Origin of the sequence: Pseudonocardia alaniniphila, from assembly GCF_022524485.1 — a bacterium.
GTDB lineage: Bacteria > Actinomycetota > Actinomycetes > Mycobacteriales > Pseudonocardiaceae > Pseudonocardia > Pseudonocardia alaniniphila.
The window spans coordinates 170,601-187,843 of record NZ_JAKXMK010000013.1; the positions used below are offsets into that span (position 1 = coordinate 170,601).

At 73.1% G+C, this 17,243-nt stretch carries 10 protein-coding genes; 6 read left to right on the forward strand and 4 right to left on the reverse strand.

Features of this window, described 5'->3' with window-relative positions:
* The first annotated feature begins 5 nt into the window (after positions 1 to 5).
* From hrcA to MMF94_RS17290, 6 genes are all read left to right on the forward strand, one after another.
* Positions 6 to 1,025 (forward strand): heat-inducible transcriptional repressor HrcA, encoded by a 1,020-nt coding sequence (gene hrcA, locus MMF94_RS17265; protein WP_241037830.1) that lies wholly within the window; start codon positions 6 to 8, stop codon positions 1,023 to 1,025.
* Between the two features lie 66 nt (positions 1,026 to 1,091).
* Positions 1,092 to 2,246, forward strand: coding sequence for a molecular chaperone DnaJ (gene dnaJ / locus MMF94_RS17270; protein WP_241037882.1), 1,155 nt, complete (start codon positions 1,092 to 1,094; stop codon positions 2,244 to 2,246).
* 128 nt (positions 2,247 to 2,374) lie between these two features.
* On the forward strand, positions 2,375 to 3,118 hold the full coding sequence (locus MMF94_RS17275) for a 16S rRNA (uracil(1498)-N(3))-methyltransferase (RefSeq protein ID WP_241037832.1): 744 nt from the start codon (positions 2,375 to 2,377) through the stop codon (positions 3,116 to 3,118).
* A 351-nt stretch (positions 3,119 to 3,469) separates the two neighbouring features.
* The gene (locus MMF94_RS17280; RefSeq protein WP_241037833.1) at positions 3,470 to 4,282 is read left to right on the forward strand and encodes an alpha/beta hydrolase family protein; all 813 of its coding nucleotides are present in this window, start codon (positions 3,470 to 3,472) and stop codon (positions 4,280 to 4,282) included.
* A 95-nt stretch (positions 4,283 to 4,377) separates the two neighbouring features.
* Positions 4,378 to 5,151 (forward strand): cyclase family protein, encoded by a 774-nt coding sequence (locus MMF94_RS17285; RefSeq protein WP_241037834.1) that lies wholly within the window; start codon positions 4,378 to 4,380, stop codon positions 5,149 to 5,151.
* A 64-nt stretch (positions 5,152 to 5,215) separates the two neighbouring features.
* Positions 5,216 to 6,844, forward strand: coding sequence for a thiamine pyrophosphate-binding protein (locus tag MMF94_RS17290; protein WP_241037835.1), 1,629 nt, complete (start codon positions 5,216 to 5,218; stop codon positions 6,842 to 6,844).
* A gap of 10 nt (positions 6,845 to 6,854) precedes the next feature.
* On the opposite strand, the gene MMF94_RS17295 is transcribed toward MMF94_RS17290, so the two are convergent.
* The 4 genes from MMF94_RS17295 to MMF94_RS17310 form a co-directional block, all read right to left on the reverse strand.
* Positions 6,855 to 8,753, reverse strand: a complete 1,899-nt coding sequence (locus tag MMF94_RS17295; RefSeq protein ID WP_241037836.1) for a vWA domain-containing protein — start codon at positions 8,751 to 8,753, stop codon at positions 6,855 to 6,857.
* A gap of 95 nt (positions 8,754 to 8,848) precedes the next feature.
* Positions 8,849 to 11,875, reverse strand: a complete 3,027-nt coding sequence (locus MMF94_RS17300) for an alpha-mannosidase (RefSeq protein WP_241037837.1) — start codon at positions 11,873 to 11,875, stop codon at positions 8,849 to 8,851.
* A 54-nt stretch (positions 11,876 to 11,929) separates the two neighbouring features.
* A complete protein-coding gene (locus MMF94_RS17305) occupies positions 11,930 to 13,258 on the reverse strand; it encodes a M1 family metallopeptidase (RefSeq protein ID WP_241037838.1) in 1,329 nt (442 codons plus the stop codon).
* Positions 13,259 to 13,260: 2 nt separating this feature from the next.
* The gene (locus MMF94_RS17310) at positions 13,261 to 17,148 is read right to left on the reverse strand and encodes a Pls/PosA family non-ribosomal peptide synthetase (RefSeq protein WP_241037839.1); all 3,888 of its coding nucleotides are present in this window, start codon (positions 17,146 to 17,148) and stop codon (positions 13,261 to 13,263) included.
* Positions 17,149 to 17,243 lie beyond the last annotated feature (95 nt).

Below are 17,243 nucleotides of genomic sequence, written 5' to 3' on the forward strand. Positions count from 1 at the left end.
GCCGCGTGAACGCCGACGAGCGTCGCTTCGCGGTCCTGCGGGCGATCGTGGCGGACTATGTCGCCACGCATGAGCCTGTGGGCTCGAAGATGATCGTCGAGCGCCACAACCTGGGCGTCTCCAGCGCCACCGTGCGCAACGACATGGCCGTCCTCGAGGAGGACGGACTGATCGCCCAGCCGCACACCAGCGCAGGGCGGGTGCCCACCGACAAGGGCTACCGCCTGTTCGTCGATCGGCTGGCGCAGGTCAAACCCCTGTCGCTGGCCGAGCGGCGTGCGCTGCAGGCGTTCCTCGACGGCGCGATCGACCTCGACGACGTGCTGCGGCGTAGCGTGCGGCTGCTCGCGCAGCTCACGCGCCAGGTCGCCGTGGTGCAGTACCCCACGCTCACCCGCTCCACCGTGCGCCACTGCGAGATCGTGGCGCTCACCCCGGCGCGGCTGATGCTGGTGGTGATCACCGACAGTGGCCGGGTGGACCAGCGGGTGGTGGATCTCGGTGAGGTGCTCTCCGACGACCAGGTCGCGCAGCTGCGCAGCCTGATCAACGGAGCGCTTGCCGGCCGCAGGCTGGCGGCCGCGTCCGTCGCGGTGGCCGACCTGCCCGAGTCCGTCCCGCCCGAACTGCGTGACGTGATCGTCACTCTCTCCACCGTGCTCATCGAGACCCTCGTCGAGCACCCCGAGGAGCGGTTGCTGCTCGGCGGCACCGCCAACCTCACCCGAAACGCGGGCGACTTCCCGGGATCTCTGCGGCAGGTCCTCGAAGCCCTCGAGGAACAGGTGGTGGTCCTCAAGCTGCTCGCCTCCGCGCAGGATCCCGGCACCGTCACGGTGCGCATCGGCGAGGAGAACGAGGCCGAGGAGATGCGCGACACATCCGTGCTGTCGATCGGATACGGCCCCGGCACCGTTCTGGGTGGCATGGGTGTTGTCGGCCCCACCCGGATGGACTATCCGGGCTCGATTGCGGCGGTCCGTGCGGTGGCGCGGTACGTGGGTGAGATCCTGGCAGGGCGCTGACAGGGCATTATCGATCCGGCACGAGTTGTGAACGGTTGAGCGAGAAGGACCATGGGGAACGCCAGGGTGGCACGGGACTACTACGGGATCCTGGGCGTCGACAGTGACGCCGGGCCCGACGAGATCAAGCGGGCGTACCGCAGGCTCGCGCGCGAGCTGCATCCCGACGTCAACCCCGACGCGGCGGCACAGGAGCGGTTCCGCGAGGTGAGTGCGGCCTACGAGGTGCTGTCCGACCCGGAGAAGCGCCGCATCGTCGACCTGGGCGGCGACCCTCTGGGCAACGGCGCCGGCGCCCGCGGTGGCGGCGGCGACCCGTTCAGCGCCTTCGGCTTCGGCGACATCATGGACGCCTTCTTCGGCGGCCAGGGCGGTGGCCGTGGACGTGGCCCGCGCAGCCGTGTGCAACCGGGGGCCGATGCGCTGATCCGGATGCACCTCACGCTCGAGGAGTGCGCCACCGGCGTCACGCGTGACCTCACCGTCGACACCGCCGTGCTCTGTTCGGTGTGCACCGGTTCGGGCTGCGCACCCGGCAGCGTGCCCACGATGTGCGACATCTGCAACGGCCGCGGCGAGGTGCAGAGCGTTCAGCGCTCGTTCCTCGGCCAGGTCGTCACGTCGCGGCCGTGCCCCAACTGCCGCGGGTTCGGCGAGGTCATCCCCGAGCCGTGCCGGCAGTGCGGCGGCGACGGGCGGGTGCGTTCCCGGCGTTCGGTCGGCGTGCGGATCCCGGCCGGTGTGGCCGACGGCATGCGGGTGCGGCTGGCCGGACAGGGCGAGGTCGGGCCCGGCGGCGGCCCGGCGGGCGACCTGTACGTGGAGGTCGAGGAGGAGCCGCACGAGCTGTTCACGCGCGACGGCGCCGACCTGCATTGCACCGTGGAGCTGCCGATGACCGCGGCTGCCCTCGGCACCACACTGCCGCTGCCCACCCTCGACGGGATGGAGGAGCTGCACGTCGAGCCGGGCACGCAGGCGGGCACGGTGCGCACGCTGCGGGGCAAGGGGATGCCACGGCTGCGCTCCAGCGGACGGGTGGACGGCCACGGCGACCTGATGGTGCACGTCGACGTCGCGGTGCCGACCAGCCTCACCAAGGAGCAGACCGAGCTGCTGCGTCAGCTCGCCGCGTTGCGTGGGGAGGAACAGCCCGACCTGGCCGCGGGCAACCGCAACGGCCACGGCATCTTCTCCCGGCTGCGCGACTCGTTCCGCTGACCTGCCCGACCGATGAGCGCCGGGTCCGCGCCCGGTCCCACCGAGGTGGCCACACTCGTCGATGTCGGTGGCCTGCCCACTGAGCCCGCTGCCGCCCGCCCCGGTCCCGGGCGCGGGAGGATCGTCTCGTGAGTACCGCACCACTGTTCCTCGTCGACGCGTTGCCGTCCGGCGACCGCGCTGTCCTCGACGGGCCCGAGGGGCGTCACGCGGCCACGGTCAAGCGGCTGCGTCCGGGCGAGGCCGTGCAGCTCGCCGACGGCCACGGCGGGCTCGCCCATGCTGTCGTCGACGCGGCGGGCCGTGACACCGTCGACCTGACCGTGACCTCGCGGGTCGTGCTGGAGCCGCCCGCGCCTCGCGTTCTGCTCGCCCAGGCCCTCGTCAAGGGTGACCGCGGCGAGCTGGCCGTCGAGATGGCCACCGAGGCCGGGATCGACGGGGTCCTGCCGTGGCGCGCGGCGCGGTGCATCGCGCGCTGGGACGACGGGCCGCGCGGGGAGAAGGCGCTGGGCCGTTGGCGCAGCACGGTGCGCGAGGCGGCCAAGCAGTCCCGGCGCCCGTGGTTGCCGGACGTCGAGGAGCCAGTGACGACCGGGGAGCTGGCGCGGCGGGTGGGTGCCGCGGCCGGTGCGCTGGTGCTGCACGAGGGCGCGGGCGACCGGCTCGCGGACATCGCCGACGAGATTCCGCGCACCGGCGACCTCCTGCTCGTGGTCGGCCCGGAGGGCGGGATCACCGACGAGGAGATCGAGACGCTCGTGGCCGCGGGTGCCCGGCCCGTGCGGCTGGGCCAGGAGGTGTTGCGCGCCTCGACCGCGGCCGCCGTCGCGCTCGGTGCGCTCGGTGTGCTGACCGATCGCTGGAGCTGACCGGTCGGAAACCGGCGCGGCGCACCCGTTCGTTCGGTCAGTACCGATCCGCCGATCGCTCGGCGGGCCACCGGCGCTCTCATCAGCATTGACGGCCCCGAGCGCCCCCGTCCGGGTCCAGATACGTCGGACCTGCGGGTTCATCCGGGTGAGGACGGCTTTCACGGTTCGTTCCTCGCGGTACCTTCTGTCGGAATCCGGCCGTGCAGACGGCCGGCCCGCACCGTGAGCGTGCTCGCCCACGGGGCCGCCGGTGGAGTCCCCCTCAACCGGCGGAGTCACGTCGCGGTGGGTGTCCCCCCACGTCCACCGCGACGTGACGAATCGGTTTCCCGTGTCATGATCCCGTCCGTGAGTCGCCCAGAGGCCCCACTCCGGTTCGAATACGGCATCCACCCCGCCCAGTTCGGCGAGCTGACCCTTCCGGCAGGCGATGTCCGAGCGGTCGCCGTCGTGGTGCACGGTGGTTTCTGGCGGCAGGCCTACGGACTCGAGCTGGGTCGCCCGCTGGCCGCCGACCTCGCGGACGCCGGGCTCGCCGCATGGAACATCGAGTACCGGCGGGTGCCGGTGCCGGCCGACAGCACCGGCTCCGCCGACGGCGACAGCGGTGGCTGGCCCCGCACGTTCGACGACGTCGCGGCGGCGGTGGATGCGCTGGCCGGTCCGGTGCAGGACGCGGTCGGTGGCCGGTTGCCGATGGAGCGCGTCGTCGCGGTCGGGCACTCCGCAGGCGGACACCTCGCCACGTGGCTCGCCGCCCGTTCCGGGCTTCCCGCGGGTGCGCCCGGCGCGGGGCCTCTCGTCGAACTGCGTGGCGTCGTCAGCCAGGCCGGTGTACTGGACCTCGTCGACGCCGCCGAACGCCGGGTGGGCAGCGGTGCGGTGCAGGCGCTGCTCGGCGGTGACCCGTCCGATGTCCCGGACCGGTACTCGCTCGCATCGCCCATCGCCCGCCTCCCGATCGGCGCGCCGGTGGTGTGCGTGCACGGCACCGCGGACGTGAACGTGCCGATCCGGCAGAGCGAGCGGTTCGTGGCTGCGGCCGGGGACGCGGCCGAGCTCGTCACGCTGCCAGGGGTGGACCACATGGCACTGATCGACCCGTCGAGCGCCGCGTGGCGCGCCTGCCGCGACGCCCTGGAGCGTCTCCTCAAGGACTAGTACTTCGCGCACTGGGCGGATATGCAGTCATACGCAAGGATCATTGGGGATCGCGATACGCCTACGACCACATGCCGATCTCGGAGGAACCTGCCATGCCGGTGCTGCAGAACCTGCTCGACGCGCTACGCACGCGTGCCGTCGAGGTCATCGACCTCACCGCGCCGCTGCACAGCGGAACCCCGGTTCTCCAGCTGCCTCCGCAGTTCGCCAACGCCTCGCCGTTCGGGCTCACCGAGATGAGCCGTTACGACGACCGCGGCCCCGCCTGGTACTGGAACAACATCCAGACCTCTGAGCACACCGGCACGCATTTCGATGCGCCGGTGCACTGGGTGACCGCGAAGGACGGCGAGGACATCGCGCAGGTGCCGGCCGCTCGGCTGGTAGCGCCCGCCGCCGTGCTGGACTTCTCGGCGGAGTGCGAGAAGAACCCGGACTTCCTGCTGGAGATCGACCACGTCCGTGCGTGGGAGTCCGAGCACGGGCCACTCCCGGAGGGTGGCTGGCTGCTCTACCGGACGGGTTGGGACAGCCGCAGCGATGATGCCGACGCATTCCTGAACGCCGACGAGACGGGGTCGCACACGCCCGGCATCTCCGTCGAGTGCGCGAAGTGGCTCGCCGAGGAGGCCCCGGTGATGGGGCTCGGCGTGGAGACCGTGGGCACCGACGCGGGTGCGGCGCACTCGTTCGACCCGCCGTTCCCGTGCCACTCCTACATGCTGGGGGCGGGCAAGTACGGGCTGACCCAGCTGCAGAACCTTGCGCAGCTGCCGCCCACCGGCGCGGTGGTGATCGCGGGTCCGCTGCCGATCGTCGGCGGGTCGGGGAGCCCGGCCCGGGTGCTGGCGCTGGTGGAGCCGTGATGGCGGACGGCGAGGGCGCCCGGCTGAACGGGCTGTATGAGCCCTGCGATCGGGAGATGACCACATGATCGTCGCCGAGCTGGTGGGCCGCGCGCTCACCGAACTGGGGGTCGGGCACGCCTTCGGGGTGGTGGGGAGCGGGAACTTCCACGTCACCAACGCATTGCGCGCCGGTGGCCTCCCGTTCGTGGCGGCGCGCCACGAAGGCGGCGCGGCGACGATGGCCGACGCCTATGCCCGCACGAGCGGGCGCGTCGGCGTGCTCTCCCTGCACCAGGGCTGCGGGCTCACCAACGCGATGACCGGGATCGCCGAGGCCGCGAAGAGTCGCACGCCGATGCTGGTGCTGGCCGCCGACACGGGCGGCGCCGCTGTGCGGTCGAACTTCCGGATCGACCAGGACGCGCTCGTCGAAGCGGTCGGTGCGGTCGCGGAACGCGTCCACTCGCCGGAGTCGGCAGCCGCCGACGTCGTCCGGGCCTTCCGCACCGCCGTCGAGCAGCGCCGCACCGTGGTGCTCAACTTGCCCCTCGACGTGCAGGCCGCCGCGGCTCCACAGCCGATGCAGGTACCCGCGCTGCCCGCACTGGCGCCGGTGCGGCCGTCCGCTGCGTCGGTGGCGGAGCTCGTCACGCTGCTGACGGCGGCGCAGCGCCCGGTGTTCGTGGCCGGTCGGGGCGCGCGCGACGCACGGGAGCAGCTTCGCGCGCTGGCCGAGGCGTGCGGCGCGCTGCTGGCCACGTCGGCCGTGGCGAACGGGCTGTTCCACGATGACCCCTGGTCGCTGGGGATCTCCGGCGGGTTCGCCTCGCCGCTGGCCGCGGAGCTGATCACGCAGGCCGACCTGGTGGTGGGCTGGGGCTGCACGCTGAACATGTGGACCATGCGCCACGGCGCGCTGATCGGGCCGGGCGCCAGGGTCGTGCAGGTGGACCTCGACACCGACGCGATCGGGGCGAACCGGCCGGTGGACCTCGGCGTGCTGGGTGACGTGGGCGCGACGGCTGCCGACGTGCTGGCGGTCTACCAGGAGCGCCGCACGGGCTACCGCACCGGCGAGGTCCGGGCGTCGATCGCCGAGCGCGGCCGCTGGAACACCGTCGCCTACGACGACCTCACCGGGCCCGACGGCATCGACCCCCGCACGCTGTCGATCGCACTCGACGATCTGCTGCCCGACGATCGGACGGTGGCCGTCGACTCCGGGAACTTCATGGGGTATCCGAGCGCCTACCTGCGCGTTCCCGACGAGCACGGGTTCTGTTTCACGCAGGCGTTCCAGTCGATCGGGCTCGGCCTCGCCACGGCGGTCGGGGCGGCGCTCGCCCGCCCGGACCGGCTCGCCGTCGCCGCGCTGGGCGACGGCGGAGCGTTGATGGCCGCCGCGGAGCTGGAGACCGTGGCGCGGCTCGGGCTCCCGATGGTCGTCGTGATCTACGACGACCGCGGCTACGGCGCCGAGGTGCACCATTTCACCGGCGCCGACCACACCACCGTCACGTTCCCCGACACCGACATCGCCGCGATCGGGCGGGGGTTCGGCTTCGACGCCGTGACGGTGCGTACCCCGGACGATCTGAAGCCGGTGGCGGAGTGGGTGAACGGTCCACGCACCGCCCCGATGCTGGTCGACGCGAAGATCGCCTCGGACGGTGGCTCGTGGTGGCTCGCGGAGGCGTTCCGCGGTCACTAGTGCTCTGCCGCTACCGCGCCCGGCGGCGGCTCCGCAGCACGAGGCCGGTGCCCAGGGCCACCACGAGCGCGGCACCGCCCGCGATCGTGGCCCAACCGCCAGGCGAGACCACTGTGGTGCTCGCGGCCTCGCCCTGGGCAGCACCGGGGGCGACGGCCACCGGCGGGGTCGCGGGTGTGCCGGGCTCGCCGAACGGCCCGATCCGCTGCGCCTCGGGCGAGGAGAACGCGTACGCCGGGCCGGGCTCCGGGTCGCCGGTGACGGTGAGGTCGAGCTGGATCGGCACCGGGGCCGCGGTGCCGGTGTCGGTGTGGGGCGCGCCCACCTGAACGGAGATCGAGTACCAGCCGGCCACGCTCTGCGTGCGGGTCGCCACCACATCGGCGTTCCGGTTGCCGTAGCGCACCGGCACGGTGGTGAGCGCGGGTGTGTTGCTCGGCAGCTGGCGGGCGTCCCCGTTGTACGACGCGAACTCCTCGCCGATCTCCTCGCGCGTCGGCGTGTACACCCGTGTGGAGACGGGAGAGAGGTTCTCGGTCCCTCGGCCCGGTGTCTCGCCGAGCCGCACGCGGTAGGTGAGCCCCTGCCCCCAGTCCAGCCGCACCCGGTAGAACACGAACTCACCGCGCTGCAGAACGTCCGAGTAGCTGCCGGAGCCGTCCAGCGTGCCGGCGACGTTGAAGGAGCCACCGCCCACCACAGGCCGGGGTGTGCCCGTCGGCTCGACGAACGCGCCCAGAGGCAGTACGGCAACTGGCCCCGGGTCGGTCACCGCGGGCTCGACGCCGACGAGGAGCTCGACAGGGAGCCGCTCGGGCACGCCCGCCGACACCCGGTCCCACTCCAGCGCGAACCAGTAGCGGCCACCTCCCTTGCACGCGTCGGCGGCCGGGCTGCTGCCGGTGGCGTCCTTGGTGGCGCCGTCCCAGGTGGTGGCGACGGTGAGCGCGGCTCCGTCCGATGACCTGCTCGTCTGCTCGGACACGAACTCGTGGCAGTCCTCGCCGCCGTCGCCGTAGGTGCGCAGCTGAAGGGTGTTGAAGTCGCTGACCAGATCGATCCCGCGCAGGCGCGGGAAGGAGACCGTCGCGCTGAAGTAGGCCGTGGCGCCTGCGGGCACGTCGACCGCGTAGTAGCGCTGCTCGTGCTGGCCGATGGTGTCGAGGTGCTGTCCCGGGCCGGCCACCGGCGCGGCGTCGAAGGTCGGCGTGCCCGTGATGGGTGTGCCCGCAGGCTGGTAGTTGCGCAGCGCTGTGGCTGTGACGCGGGGGAGCACGCGTTGCAGTGCGCCGGCGTCGGGCGCGTCGGTGTAGGTGCCGCCGGTGGCCTGGGCGACGCAGGCGAGTTGGGCGCGGGCGACGGCGTCGACACCGAAGCCGACGGCGTCGACACCGAAGCCGACGGCGTGGACGACGAGGTCGACGCCCTGCCCGGAGAGCGTGCGCACCACATCGCAGGGCTCGGGTGGGGCGCAGGTGTCCTCGCCGTCGGAGACGAGCACGATCGAGCGGGGGCCCTCGGGTGGCAGCTGCTCGGCGGCCACCTGGAGGGAGCGTCCGATCGGGGTGTAGCCGCGGGGAACGACACCGTCGACGGCCGTGGCGAGTGCGGCCTTGTCGATCGCACCCGGCGGGCGCAGCACTGTGACGTCCTGGCAACCCTGAGCGCGTTCGGCGTCGGAGTTGCCGGTGCCGGTGCCGTAGACGGCGAGGCCGACAGGAGCGCCGTCGGGTGCGGCGGCGACCAGGGCGTGCACCGCCTTCTTGGCGGCGTCCATCTTGGTGCCGCCCGCAGGGTCCGCGCCCGTCATCGAGCCGGACGCGTCGAGCACCAGCATCGTCGGCGCGAGCTCGGCAGGCCCCTGCGTGCCCTGGGCGCCGGCGACGGGCCCGGCCAGCGTGAGGAGCACCCCCCACGCCGAGCGCCACGAGGCCGATCCGGACCAGGTTCGACCCCGCGATGATCACGAGGCGTAGCTTTGCATGGCCGGGTTCGGCCGATTTGTCAGCCTCCTGCGCCACGTGCGAAGCGCAGCGTGACGATGCGGAACGGGCGCAGGGCCAGCCGGGTGCCGTCGGCGGACAGGGCCACCGGCTGCTCCAGCGGGGTCTCCAGCAGATCGGTCTCGACCACGCCGGAGTGTGCGAAGTCCGCCCTGATCGAGGCCATGGCTCGGCCGCCGTGCGCCTCGTAGAGCCGCACGACCACGTCGCCGCTGCCGTCCTCGGCGAGCTTCACGGCTTCGACGACAACGGCGGGATGGTCGACCGTCACCAGCGGGTCTATCCCGGCCCGGCCACGCACCGTCCGCAGCGGCAGGTTGCGCCGGTAGCCCTCGGTCACGGCGTCGGCGATCGTGGCGCCCACGCTTAAGGAGACCGCGAGCCGGTGCTCCCCCTGGTCGGCGGTGGGGTCGGGGAAGAGCGGCGCGCGCAGCAGGGAGAGCCGCACGGTTGTGGTGGTGCCCCCGTCCGGGCGGGTGCTGCGGTTCACGTCGTGGCCGTAGGTCGAGTCGTTGGCCACTGCCACGCCGTAGTCCGGTTCACCGACGTGCACCCACCGGTGGGCCACGGTCTCGAACCGCGCCGCGTCCCACGAGGTGTTGGTGTGGATCGGGCGGTGCAGGTGCCCGAACTGGATCTCCGAGGTCGCGCGGTCGGCGTGCACGTCGAGCGGGAACGCGAGCTTCAGCAGCTTCTGCCGCTCGTGCCAGTCGACGTCGATGACGACGTCGATCGCCGGCGAGCCGGCGGTCAGGCTCACGACCTGCGTGATCGTGGACGCCCCCGGCTTGCGGACGATCCGCACGGACACCCGCTCCGGTCCGCGCTCGAGCACCGTCAGCTCGTCGACGTCCACGAGATCGCGGCCGTGGCGCCGGTAGGTCTCGTCGATGTCCCAGGCGTCCCACTTCGCGGGGGTGTCGCGGTGCAGCTGGAGGAGGTTCGCGGTGGTGCCCGGTGCCACGACCTCGCGGTCGGCGGCGAGGTCGCGGACCGAGGTGAACAGCCCGCGCTCGTCGATGACGACCCGGACCGCGTCGTTGGCGAGCACGAGGCCATCACCGCTCTCCTCGATCGTCGCCCGCCCGCCGGGACGCGACGGCGTCGCGCCGCCCAGGGCAGGCACACCGTCGCGGACGTACGGGCCTGCGTTCGCGGTGATCTCCTCGTCGCCCTCTCCCACGAGCGCCGCGAGCGACCGCGAGATGACCTCCTCGAGCTCCGCGCTGACGCGGGCATGGTTGCGCTCCGCCTCCTGGTGCACCCACGCGATCGACGTGCCCGGCAGGATGTCGTGGAACTGCTGCAGCAGCACGGTGTGCCAGCACCGCTCCAGGACGTCCACGGGATACGCCGCGCCGGTGCGCACGGCGGCCGTGGCGGCCCACAGCTCGGCCTCCCGCAGCAGGTGCTCGTTGCGCCGGTTGCCCCGCTTGGTCCGTGCCTGCGATGTGTAGGTGCCGCGGTGGAACTCCAGGTAGAGCTCGCCCGACCACACCGGCGGCAGCGGGTACTCGGCCTCGGCAGTGGCGAAGAACTCCGCGGGCGAGGTCATCCGCACGGCCGGTGAACCCTCCAGCGATCGGGTGCGCGCCGCGGCGGCCAGCATCTCCCGTGTCGGCCCGCCACCGCCGTCGCCCCAGCCGAAGGGCACCAGCGACGTGTTTGCCCGGCCCTTCTCGGCGTACTGGCGCTGAGCCCGTGCCAGCTCCTGCGCCGAGAGCTGCGAGTTGTACGTGTCGACCGGCGGGAAGTGGGTGAAGATCCGGGTGCCGTCGATGCCCTCCCAGCGGAACGTGTGGTGCGGCATCACGTTCGTCTCGTTCCAGGAGATCTTCTGGGTGAGGAACCAGCGCGCTCCGGCGGCGGCCATGATCTGCGGCAACGCGGCGGAGTAGCCGAACGAGTCCGGGAGCCACACCTCCTGCGGGTCCACACCCAGCTGCTCGCGGAAGAACCGCTTGCCCGCCACGAACTGGCGCGCCAGCGCCTCGCCGCCGGGCATGTTGGTGTCCGACTCCACCCACATCCCGCCGACCGGCACGAACCGGCCTTCCGTGACGCGCGCCTTCACCCGCTCGAACAGTTCGGGTTGGTGCTCCTTGAGCCAGGCGTACTGCTGGGCGGAGGACGCGGCGAACACGAACTCGTCGTCGGTGTCCATCAGGGACAGCACGTTGGCGAACGTCCGGGCGACCTTGCGGACGGTCTCGCGCACCGGCCAGAGCCACGCCGAGTCGATGTGGGCGTGGCCGACGGCGTGTACCCGGTGGGCGCTGGCGTAGGCCGGGCTCGCCAGCACACCGGCCAGTTCGGCCCGGCCCAAGTCCGCGGTGCCGGAGACGTCGTCCGGGTCGACGGCGTCGACGGCCCGTTCGAGTGCCCGCAGCACCTCGGCGCGCCGAGGCAGGTCGGCGGGCAGCTCACCGACCAGCCCCGACAGCGTCCAGACGTCCTGGGTCAGCTCCCAGACGGGGAGGTCGACCAGCGCGACGTCCACGCCGCCGAGGCGGTAGATCGGGTCGGAGCCCGCGGTGAGGGGGTCGCCGAGGGGGCTCGGGGAGTACGTCCAGCCGCTCCCGACGTCGGGGTTCGAGGCGCCCTCGACGTAGAGGTCAACGGCGGATCCAGCGCCGTCGGGGAGAGGCACGTGCATGTTCATCGGCTCGACCGCGGCCACCACCACGCCGCCGGGCGTGTAGGCGAGCCCTTCGGCCTGGAAACCGGGGACGGCCGAGGAGAAGCCTAGGTCGACGACGAGCTCGGGCCGCGTGGCGGGATCGGTCCAGGCCGCCGGGACGGACCCGGTGACGTGGAACCAGACCGTGCCCCACGGCCGTCCCCACGCCGTGCCGGGGGTGATCGGAGCGAACTCCTGCCGCACGGCTTCGGCGAACGGAACGGGCTCACCAGGCGCCGTCCACGCCGTCAGCTGGGCCGGGACGCGGTCGCGGTAGACGGCGGGGAGGAGTCGCTCGCGGAAGAACCGCGCGATCCGCGGGAGGACGAGAGCCGAGTCATCGTGCACGGTCACATCCTGACTCGCGTCGCCGTCCGCGCAGAAGCCTCGGACGGCGGGGGCTCAGCGCGGCAGATCGGGAAGCGCCTCGCCGTACAGCCACTCGGAGAAGAAGGGGGACAGATCGGCGCCCGCGTGCACGCCGGCGAGTGCGGTGAACTGTTCGGTGGTCACCGAGCAGTGCCGGTGCCGCCTGGTCCAGGCGCGCAGCAGGGCGAAGAAGCGCTCGTCGCCCATCCGCAGGCGCAGCGCGTGCAGGGCCAGCGCGCCGCGTTTGTACACGCGCTGGTCGAACAGCCGCTCGACGCCGGGGTCGGCGAGCACCAGGTCGGCGGGCAGGCCCGCCACCACCTCGTGCCACTCACGGGCGTGCGCCTGGGCCGCGGGCCCGCCCGACGTCTCCGACCACAGCCACTCCGCGTACGTCGCGAAGCCCTCGTTGAGCCAGATGTGGCGCCAGTCCGCGATCGTCAGGCTGTTGCCGAACCACTGGTGCGCGAGTTCGTGCACCACCAGCCGCTCGTGGGTCCGCTTCCCGTCGACGTGGTTGGCGCCGAAGATCGACATGCCCTGCGCCTCGATCGGGTCGTCCAGGTCGTCGTCGGTCACCACCACCACGTAGTCGCCGAACGGGTACGGCCCGAAGAGCCCTTCGCAGGCCGTCATGATCTGCCCGTGCCGCCCGAGGTCGCGGGCGGCGTTCTTGCGCAGGCGTGCCGGTACCCCGGCCACCTGGGGGACGCCGCCGCGGGCCAGGTCCAGCTGTTCGTATCGGCCGATCTGCACGCTGACCAGGTAGGTCGCCGTCGGCTCCGGCCGTTCGAAGACCCATGTACGGCTGCCGGCGGAGCGCCGCCGACCGGTCGGCACGCCGGTCGCCAGCACCGTGTAGGGCGCTTCGGTGGTCACGGCGATCCGGTACGCGGCCTTGTCCGCAGGGTGGTCGTTGCACGGGAACCAGGACGGCGCGCCGATGGGCTGTGCGGCGACGAGAGCCCCGTCGGTCAACTCGTCCCAGCCGATGTCGCCCCACGGGCTGTCGATGGGCCGCGGGTTGCCGCCGTAGCGCACCTCGACGACGAACGAGGCGCCGGCCGCCACCGGCCGGGCCGGCGTGACGTGGAGCTTCCCGCCGCGGTGGCTGAACCGTGCCTGCCTCCCGTCGACGCTGACGCGGGGGACCGTGAACGCACCGAGGTCGAGGCTGAACCGGCCGAGCGGCTGCCCGGCCACGGCCGTGAGCGTGGCTCGCCCGGAGAGCCGGTTGGAGCGGACCTTGTAGGCGAGGTCGAGGTCGTAGTGCGTGACCCGGTAGCCGCCGTTGCCGTGCTCGGGAAGATAGGAGTCGGCCGAGCGGCAGGCACCGGCCGGTGGCCCGGCCTTGGGGTCCATCCTTACCGTCCTGCGCCTGCGGGCCACGCGGTGATCGGGTTGCCCAGCCAGCGGGTGTCGGCGGGCACCGCGTCACCTCGGGTGATCAGCGATCCCGGGCCCACGGTGGTGCGTGCTCCGATCCCGGCGCCCGGTAGGACGATCCCGTGCGGCCCGAGCGTCGCGCCCTGGTCGAGCCGCACCTCGTCCATGCTCATGATCCGGTCGTGGAAGAGGTGGGTCTGCACGACGCAGCCGCGGTTGACGGTGGCCCCGTCCCCGAGCCGGACGAGGTCCGACTCGGGCAGCCAGTAGGTCTCCAGCCACACACCGCGGCCGACCTTCGCGCCCATGCTGCGCAGCCAGGCGGTGAGCACCGGGGTGCCGCTCGCCGGGCCGACGAGCCAGGGCACCGCGAGCACCTCGACGAAGGTGTCCGCGAGCTCGTTGCGCCACACGAACGAGCTCCACAGCGGGTGCTCCACTGCGCGGAACCGGCCGATCAGCAGCCACTTCGCGGCGGTCGCCGTGGCGGCGGCGACGAGCCCGGCAGCCAGCAGGAACGGGCCGGCCAGCACAGCGGCGAGCAGCAGCCCGCCGGCGGCGTCCACGGCCAGCAGCGCGGCGAGCACGCCCATGGCGAGAGCCACGGAGCACATCACCGGGACGGCCCGGCAGAGTTCGACGAGCCCGCGCGCCACCTTCAGTCTGCGCGGGGGATGGAACGTCCGGCTCGTGTCACCCTGCTCGACCGCCCGGCGCAGCGGCATCGGCGGCAGCCCGAGCCATGACGAGCCCTTCTTCGCCTTCCGCGGTGTCGAGGAGAGCACCCCGATCAGGCCACGGTTGGGTACCGAACGCCCAGGGCCGGTCATGCCGGAGTTGCCGAGGAACGCGTGCTTGCCGATCCGGGCGGGCCCGACGTGCATCCAGCCGCCGCCCAGTTCGTAGGTCGCAACCATCGTGTCGTCGGCGAGGAACGCCCCGTCGGCGACGGTCGTCATCCGGGGCAGCGCCAGCACGGTGGACGCCTCCACGTCCTTGCCGACACGAGCCCCGAGCAGCCGCAGCCAGACCGGCGTGAACAGGCTCGCGTAGAGGGGGAACAGCGCGATGCGGGCCATCGCCATCAGGCGTTCGGTGGTCCAGACCTGCCACCCCGCCCGGCTGTGGACGGGGTGCAGACCCGCGCGCATCCCCGCGCCGAGCAACCGCACACCGACGAGCACCAGCAGGGCGTACCCGACGACGTAGGCGAGCGCAGCCGGCGGGACGGCCGGCAGCGCGGCACGCGTCACGGCGGCGGGTGTGGAGGCTCCCGACACCGCGAAGCCGACGATCACGAGCGCGGGCAGCGCGGCGAGCGCCGGGAACAGCCCGAGCACGGCCGACGTGACGCCGTAGGCCGCCACCCAGAACCGGGAGCGGGGTGGCCGGTCCGCCGGCCGGTTCACGTCGCTCCTGCCGGTGCGGTGGGCGGGCGAGCCCGACCAGCGCTGACCCGCGGGTACCGCGCCCTGCACGGTCGACCCCGGGGTGACCTCGGCGCCCCGGCCGACCCGTGCGCCGGGGAACAGGGTGCTGCGCGCGCCGACCCGTGCCCCCGCACCGATCCGGATCTTGGCGACGTGCACGACGTCGCCGTCGACCCAGTGGCCGGACAGGTCGACCTCGGGCTCCACCGCGGCGCCCCGGCCGAGCTTGAGCATCCCCGTCACCGGGGGTGCGGAGTGCAGGTCGACGTCCTTGCCGATCTTCGCCCCGAGTGCGCGTGCGTACTGTGTCGTCCACGAGGCCGCGGTTGCCCCGGTGGCGCCGGAGAGTTCGGCGAGCCGGGTGGCGGCCCACAGCCGGACGTGCACCGAGCCGCCGCGGGGGTAGCTGCCCGGCCGCACCCCACGCAGCAGGAGCCGGGCCCCACCTGCGGCGATCCCGATCCGGCCCGGCGGGCTGAACAGCACCAGCCACCCCAGCACGAGCCACCACCACGGCACCGCGGGCGCCCAGGGCAACACCCCGGAGAGCGCGGCGAGCGTGGACAGCGCGGCCGCGGTCGTGGTGAAGCGGAGCCCGACGAGCGCGAGCATGGGAACCAGGAGCAACGCCTGCACCACCCCGGTGAGCCGCGGAGTGGGCCTGATCTCGCGACGGGCGGTGGGTGCGGTGCTCTGCGCGTCGAGCCAGCCTGCAAGCTCGTGAAGAGTCGGGCGCAGGTAGAGGTCGTTGACCGACACCTGCGGATGCCGGGCGCGGATCAGCGCAACCAGCTGGGCTGCGGTGAGGCTGCCACCGCCGTGGGTGAAGAAGTCGGCGCTCGGATCGGTGACGGGAGCGCCGAGGATCTCGGCCCAGCCCTGCGCGAGCCAGCCCTCCGTCGAGGTCAGTACGCCCGCCGCGACCAGGTCCTCGCCCGATCCCGACGGGAGCGGCCAGGGCAGGGCCTCGCGGTCGACCTTCCCGGACGTGCGGGTGGGCAGCTCCTCGACCACCGCGAGCAGCGGGACGAGCGAGGCGGGCAGGCGGTCGCGAAGCCGGTGCGCGGCGCTGTCGGAGTCGAACTCACCGGTCTCCGGGGCGACGTAGCCGACCAGGACCTGGTTGCCCGCCCTTGTCCGGCGCACCGCGGCTGCGGCGGCGCGCACACCGGGGAGCGCGTGCAGTGCGGCGTCCACCTCGCCGAGCTCGATCCGCCTGCCGCCCAGCTTGACCTGCTCGTCGGCCCGGCCGAGGAACAGCAGACCGGCCTCCTCGGCGCGGACGACATCGCCGCTGCGATAGGCGCGGGGCCAGCCGAGCGACGGCAGCGGAGCGAACTTCTGGGCGTCCTTCGCCGCGTCGAGGTAGCGGGCGAGCCCGACGCCGCCGATCACCAGCTCACCCGTCCCGCCCATGGGGACCGGCTCACCCTCGGCATCGACGACCGCGAGCTGCCAGCCCTCGAGCGGGAGCCCGATACGCACCGGGCCGTCGGCGGTGAGCGGCGAGGCGCAGGCGACCACGGTCGCCTCGGTCGGACCGTAGGTGTTCCACACCTCGCGGCCCTCCACGGCGACCCGCTCCGCGAGCTCGGGCGGGCACGCCTCACCCCCGAAGATCATCAGCCGGACGTCCTCGAGCGCGTCGGCCGGCCACAGCGCGGCGAGCGTCGGCACGGTGGAGACGACCGTGATCCGCTGCGCCGCGAGCCATGGGCCCAGGTCGACGCCGGTGCGCACCAGCGACCGCGGGGCCGGCACCAGGCACGCACCGTGCCGCCAGGCGAGCCACATCTCCTCACATGACGCGTCGAAGGCCACGGACAGGCCCGCGAGCACCCGGTCGCCCGGCCCGATCGGCTCGTCGGCGAGGAACATCCGCGCCTCCGCGTCGACGAACGCGGCAGCGCCGGCGTGCCGGACCGCCACACCCTTCGGGGTGCCGGTGGAACCGGAGGTGAAGATGACCCAGGCGTCGTCGTCGGGACGGGGGCGTCCGGGCGTGCCGATCGGGTCGTGGCGCATCGCGATCGCGCAGCCGTCGCCGAGCACGGCGCAGACCGCTGCCTCGCCGAACACCCGTTCCGCTCGCTCGTCGGGGTCGTCGGCGTCCACCGGGACGTACGCAGCGCCTGCCGCGAGCACAGCGAGGATCGCGACGTAGAGCTCGACCGTGCCGGAGGCGATCCGTACCCCGACCCGGTCGCCGCGGCCGATGCCTGCGGCGGCGAGCCTGGCGCGGACGGCCTCGACGTCGGTGGCGAGCCGGCGATAGCTCAGCGCCACCCCACCGGCGTCGAGCGCGGTGGCGTTCGGGTGCAGCGCGGCGGTCACCGCGAGGATTTCCAGCAGCGTGCGCGGCGGCGCTGCGACATCCGTGGTGAAAACCGCAGGCCGCGCAGCCGAGCCGACCCCGACAGCGGCAGTGGTGGTCACGCGCAGCCTCCTGCAGCCGGTCGGGCGCAGGACGCGTGCACACGGTGGGTGGCCCGGCGGCCCATTTCTCACACCTTCCCGGTGCTCTGCACCGC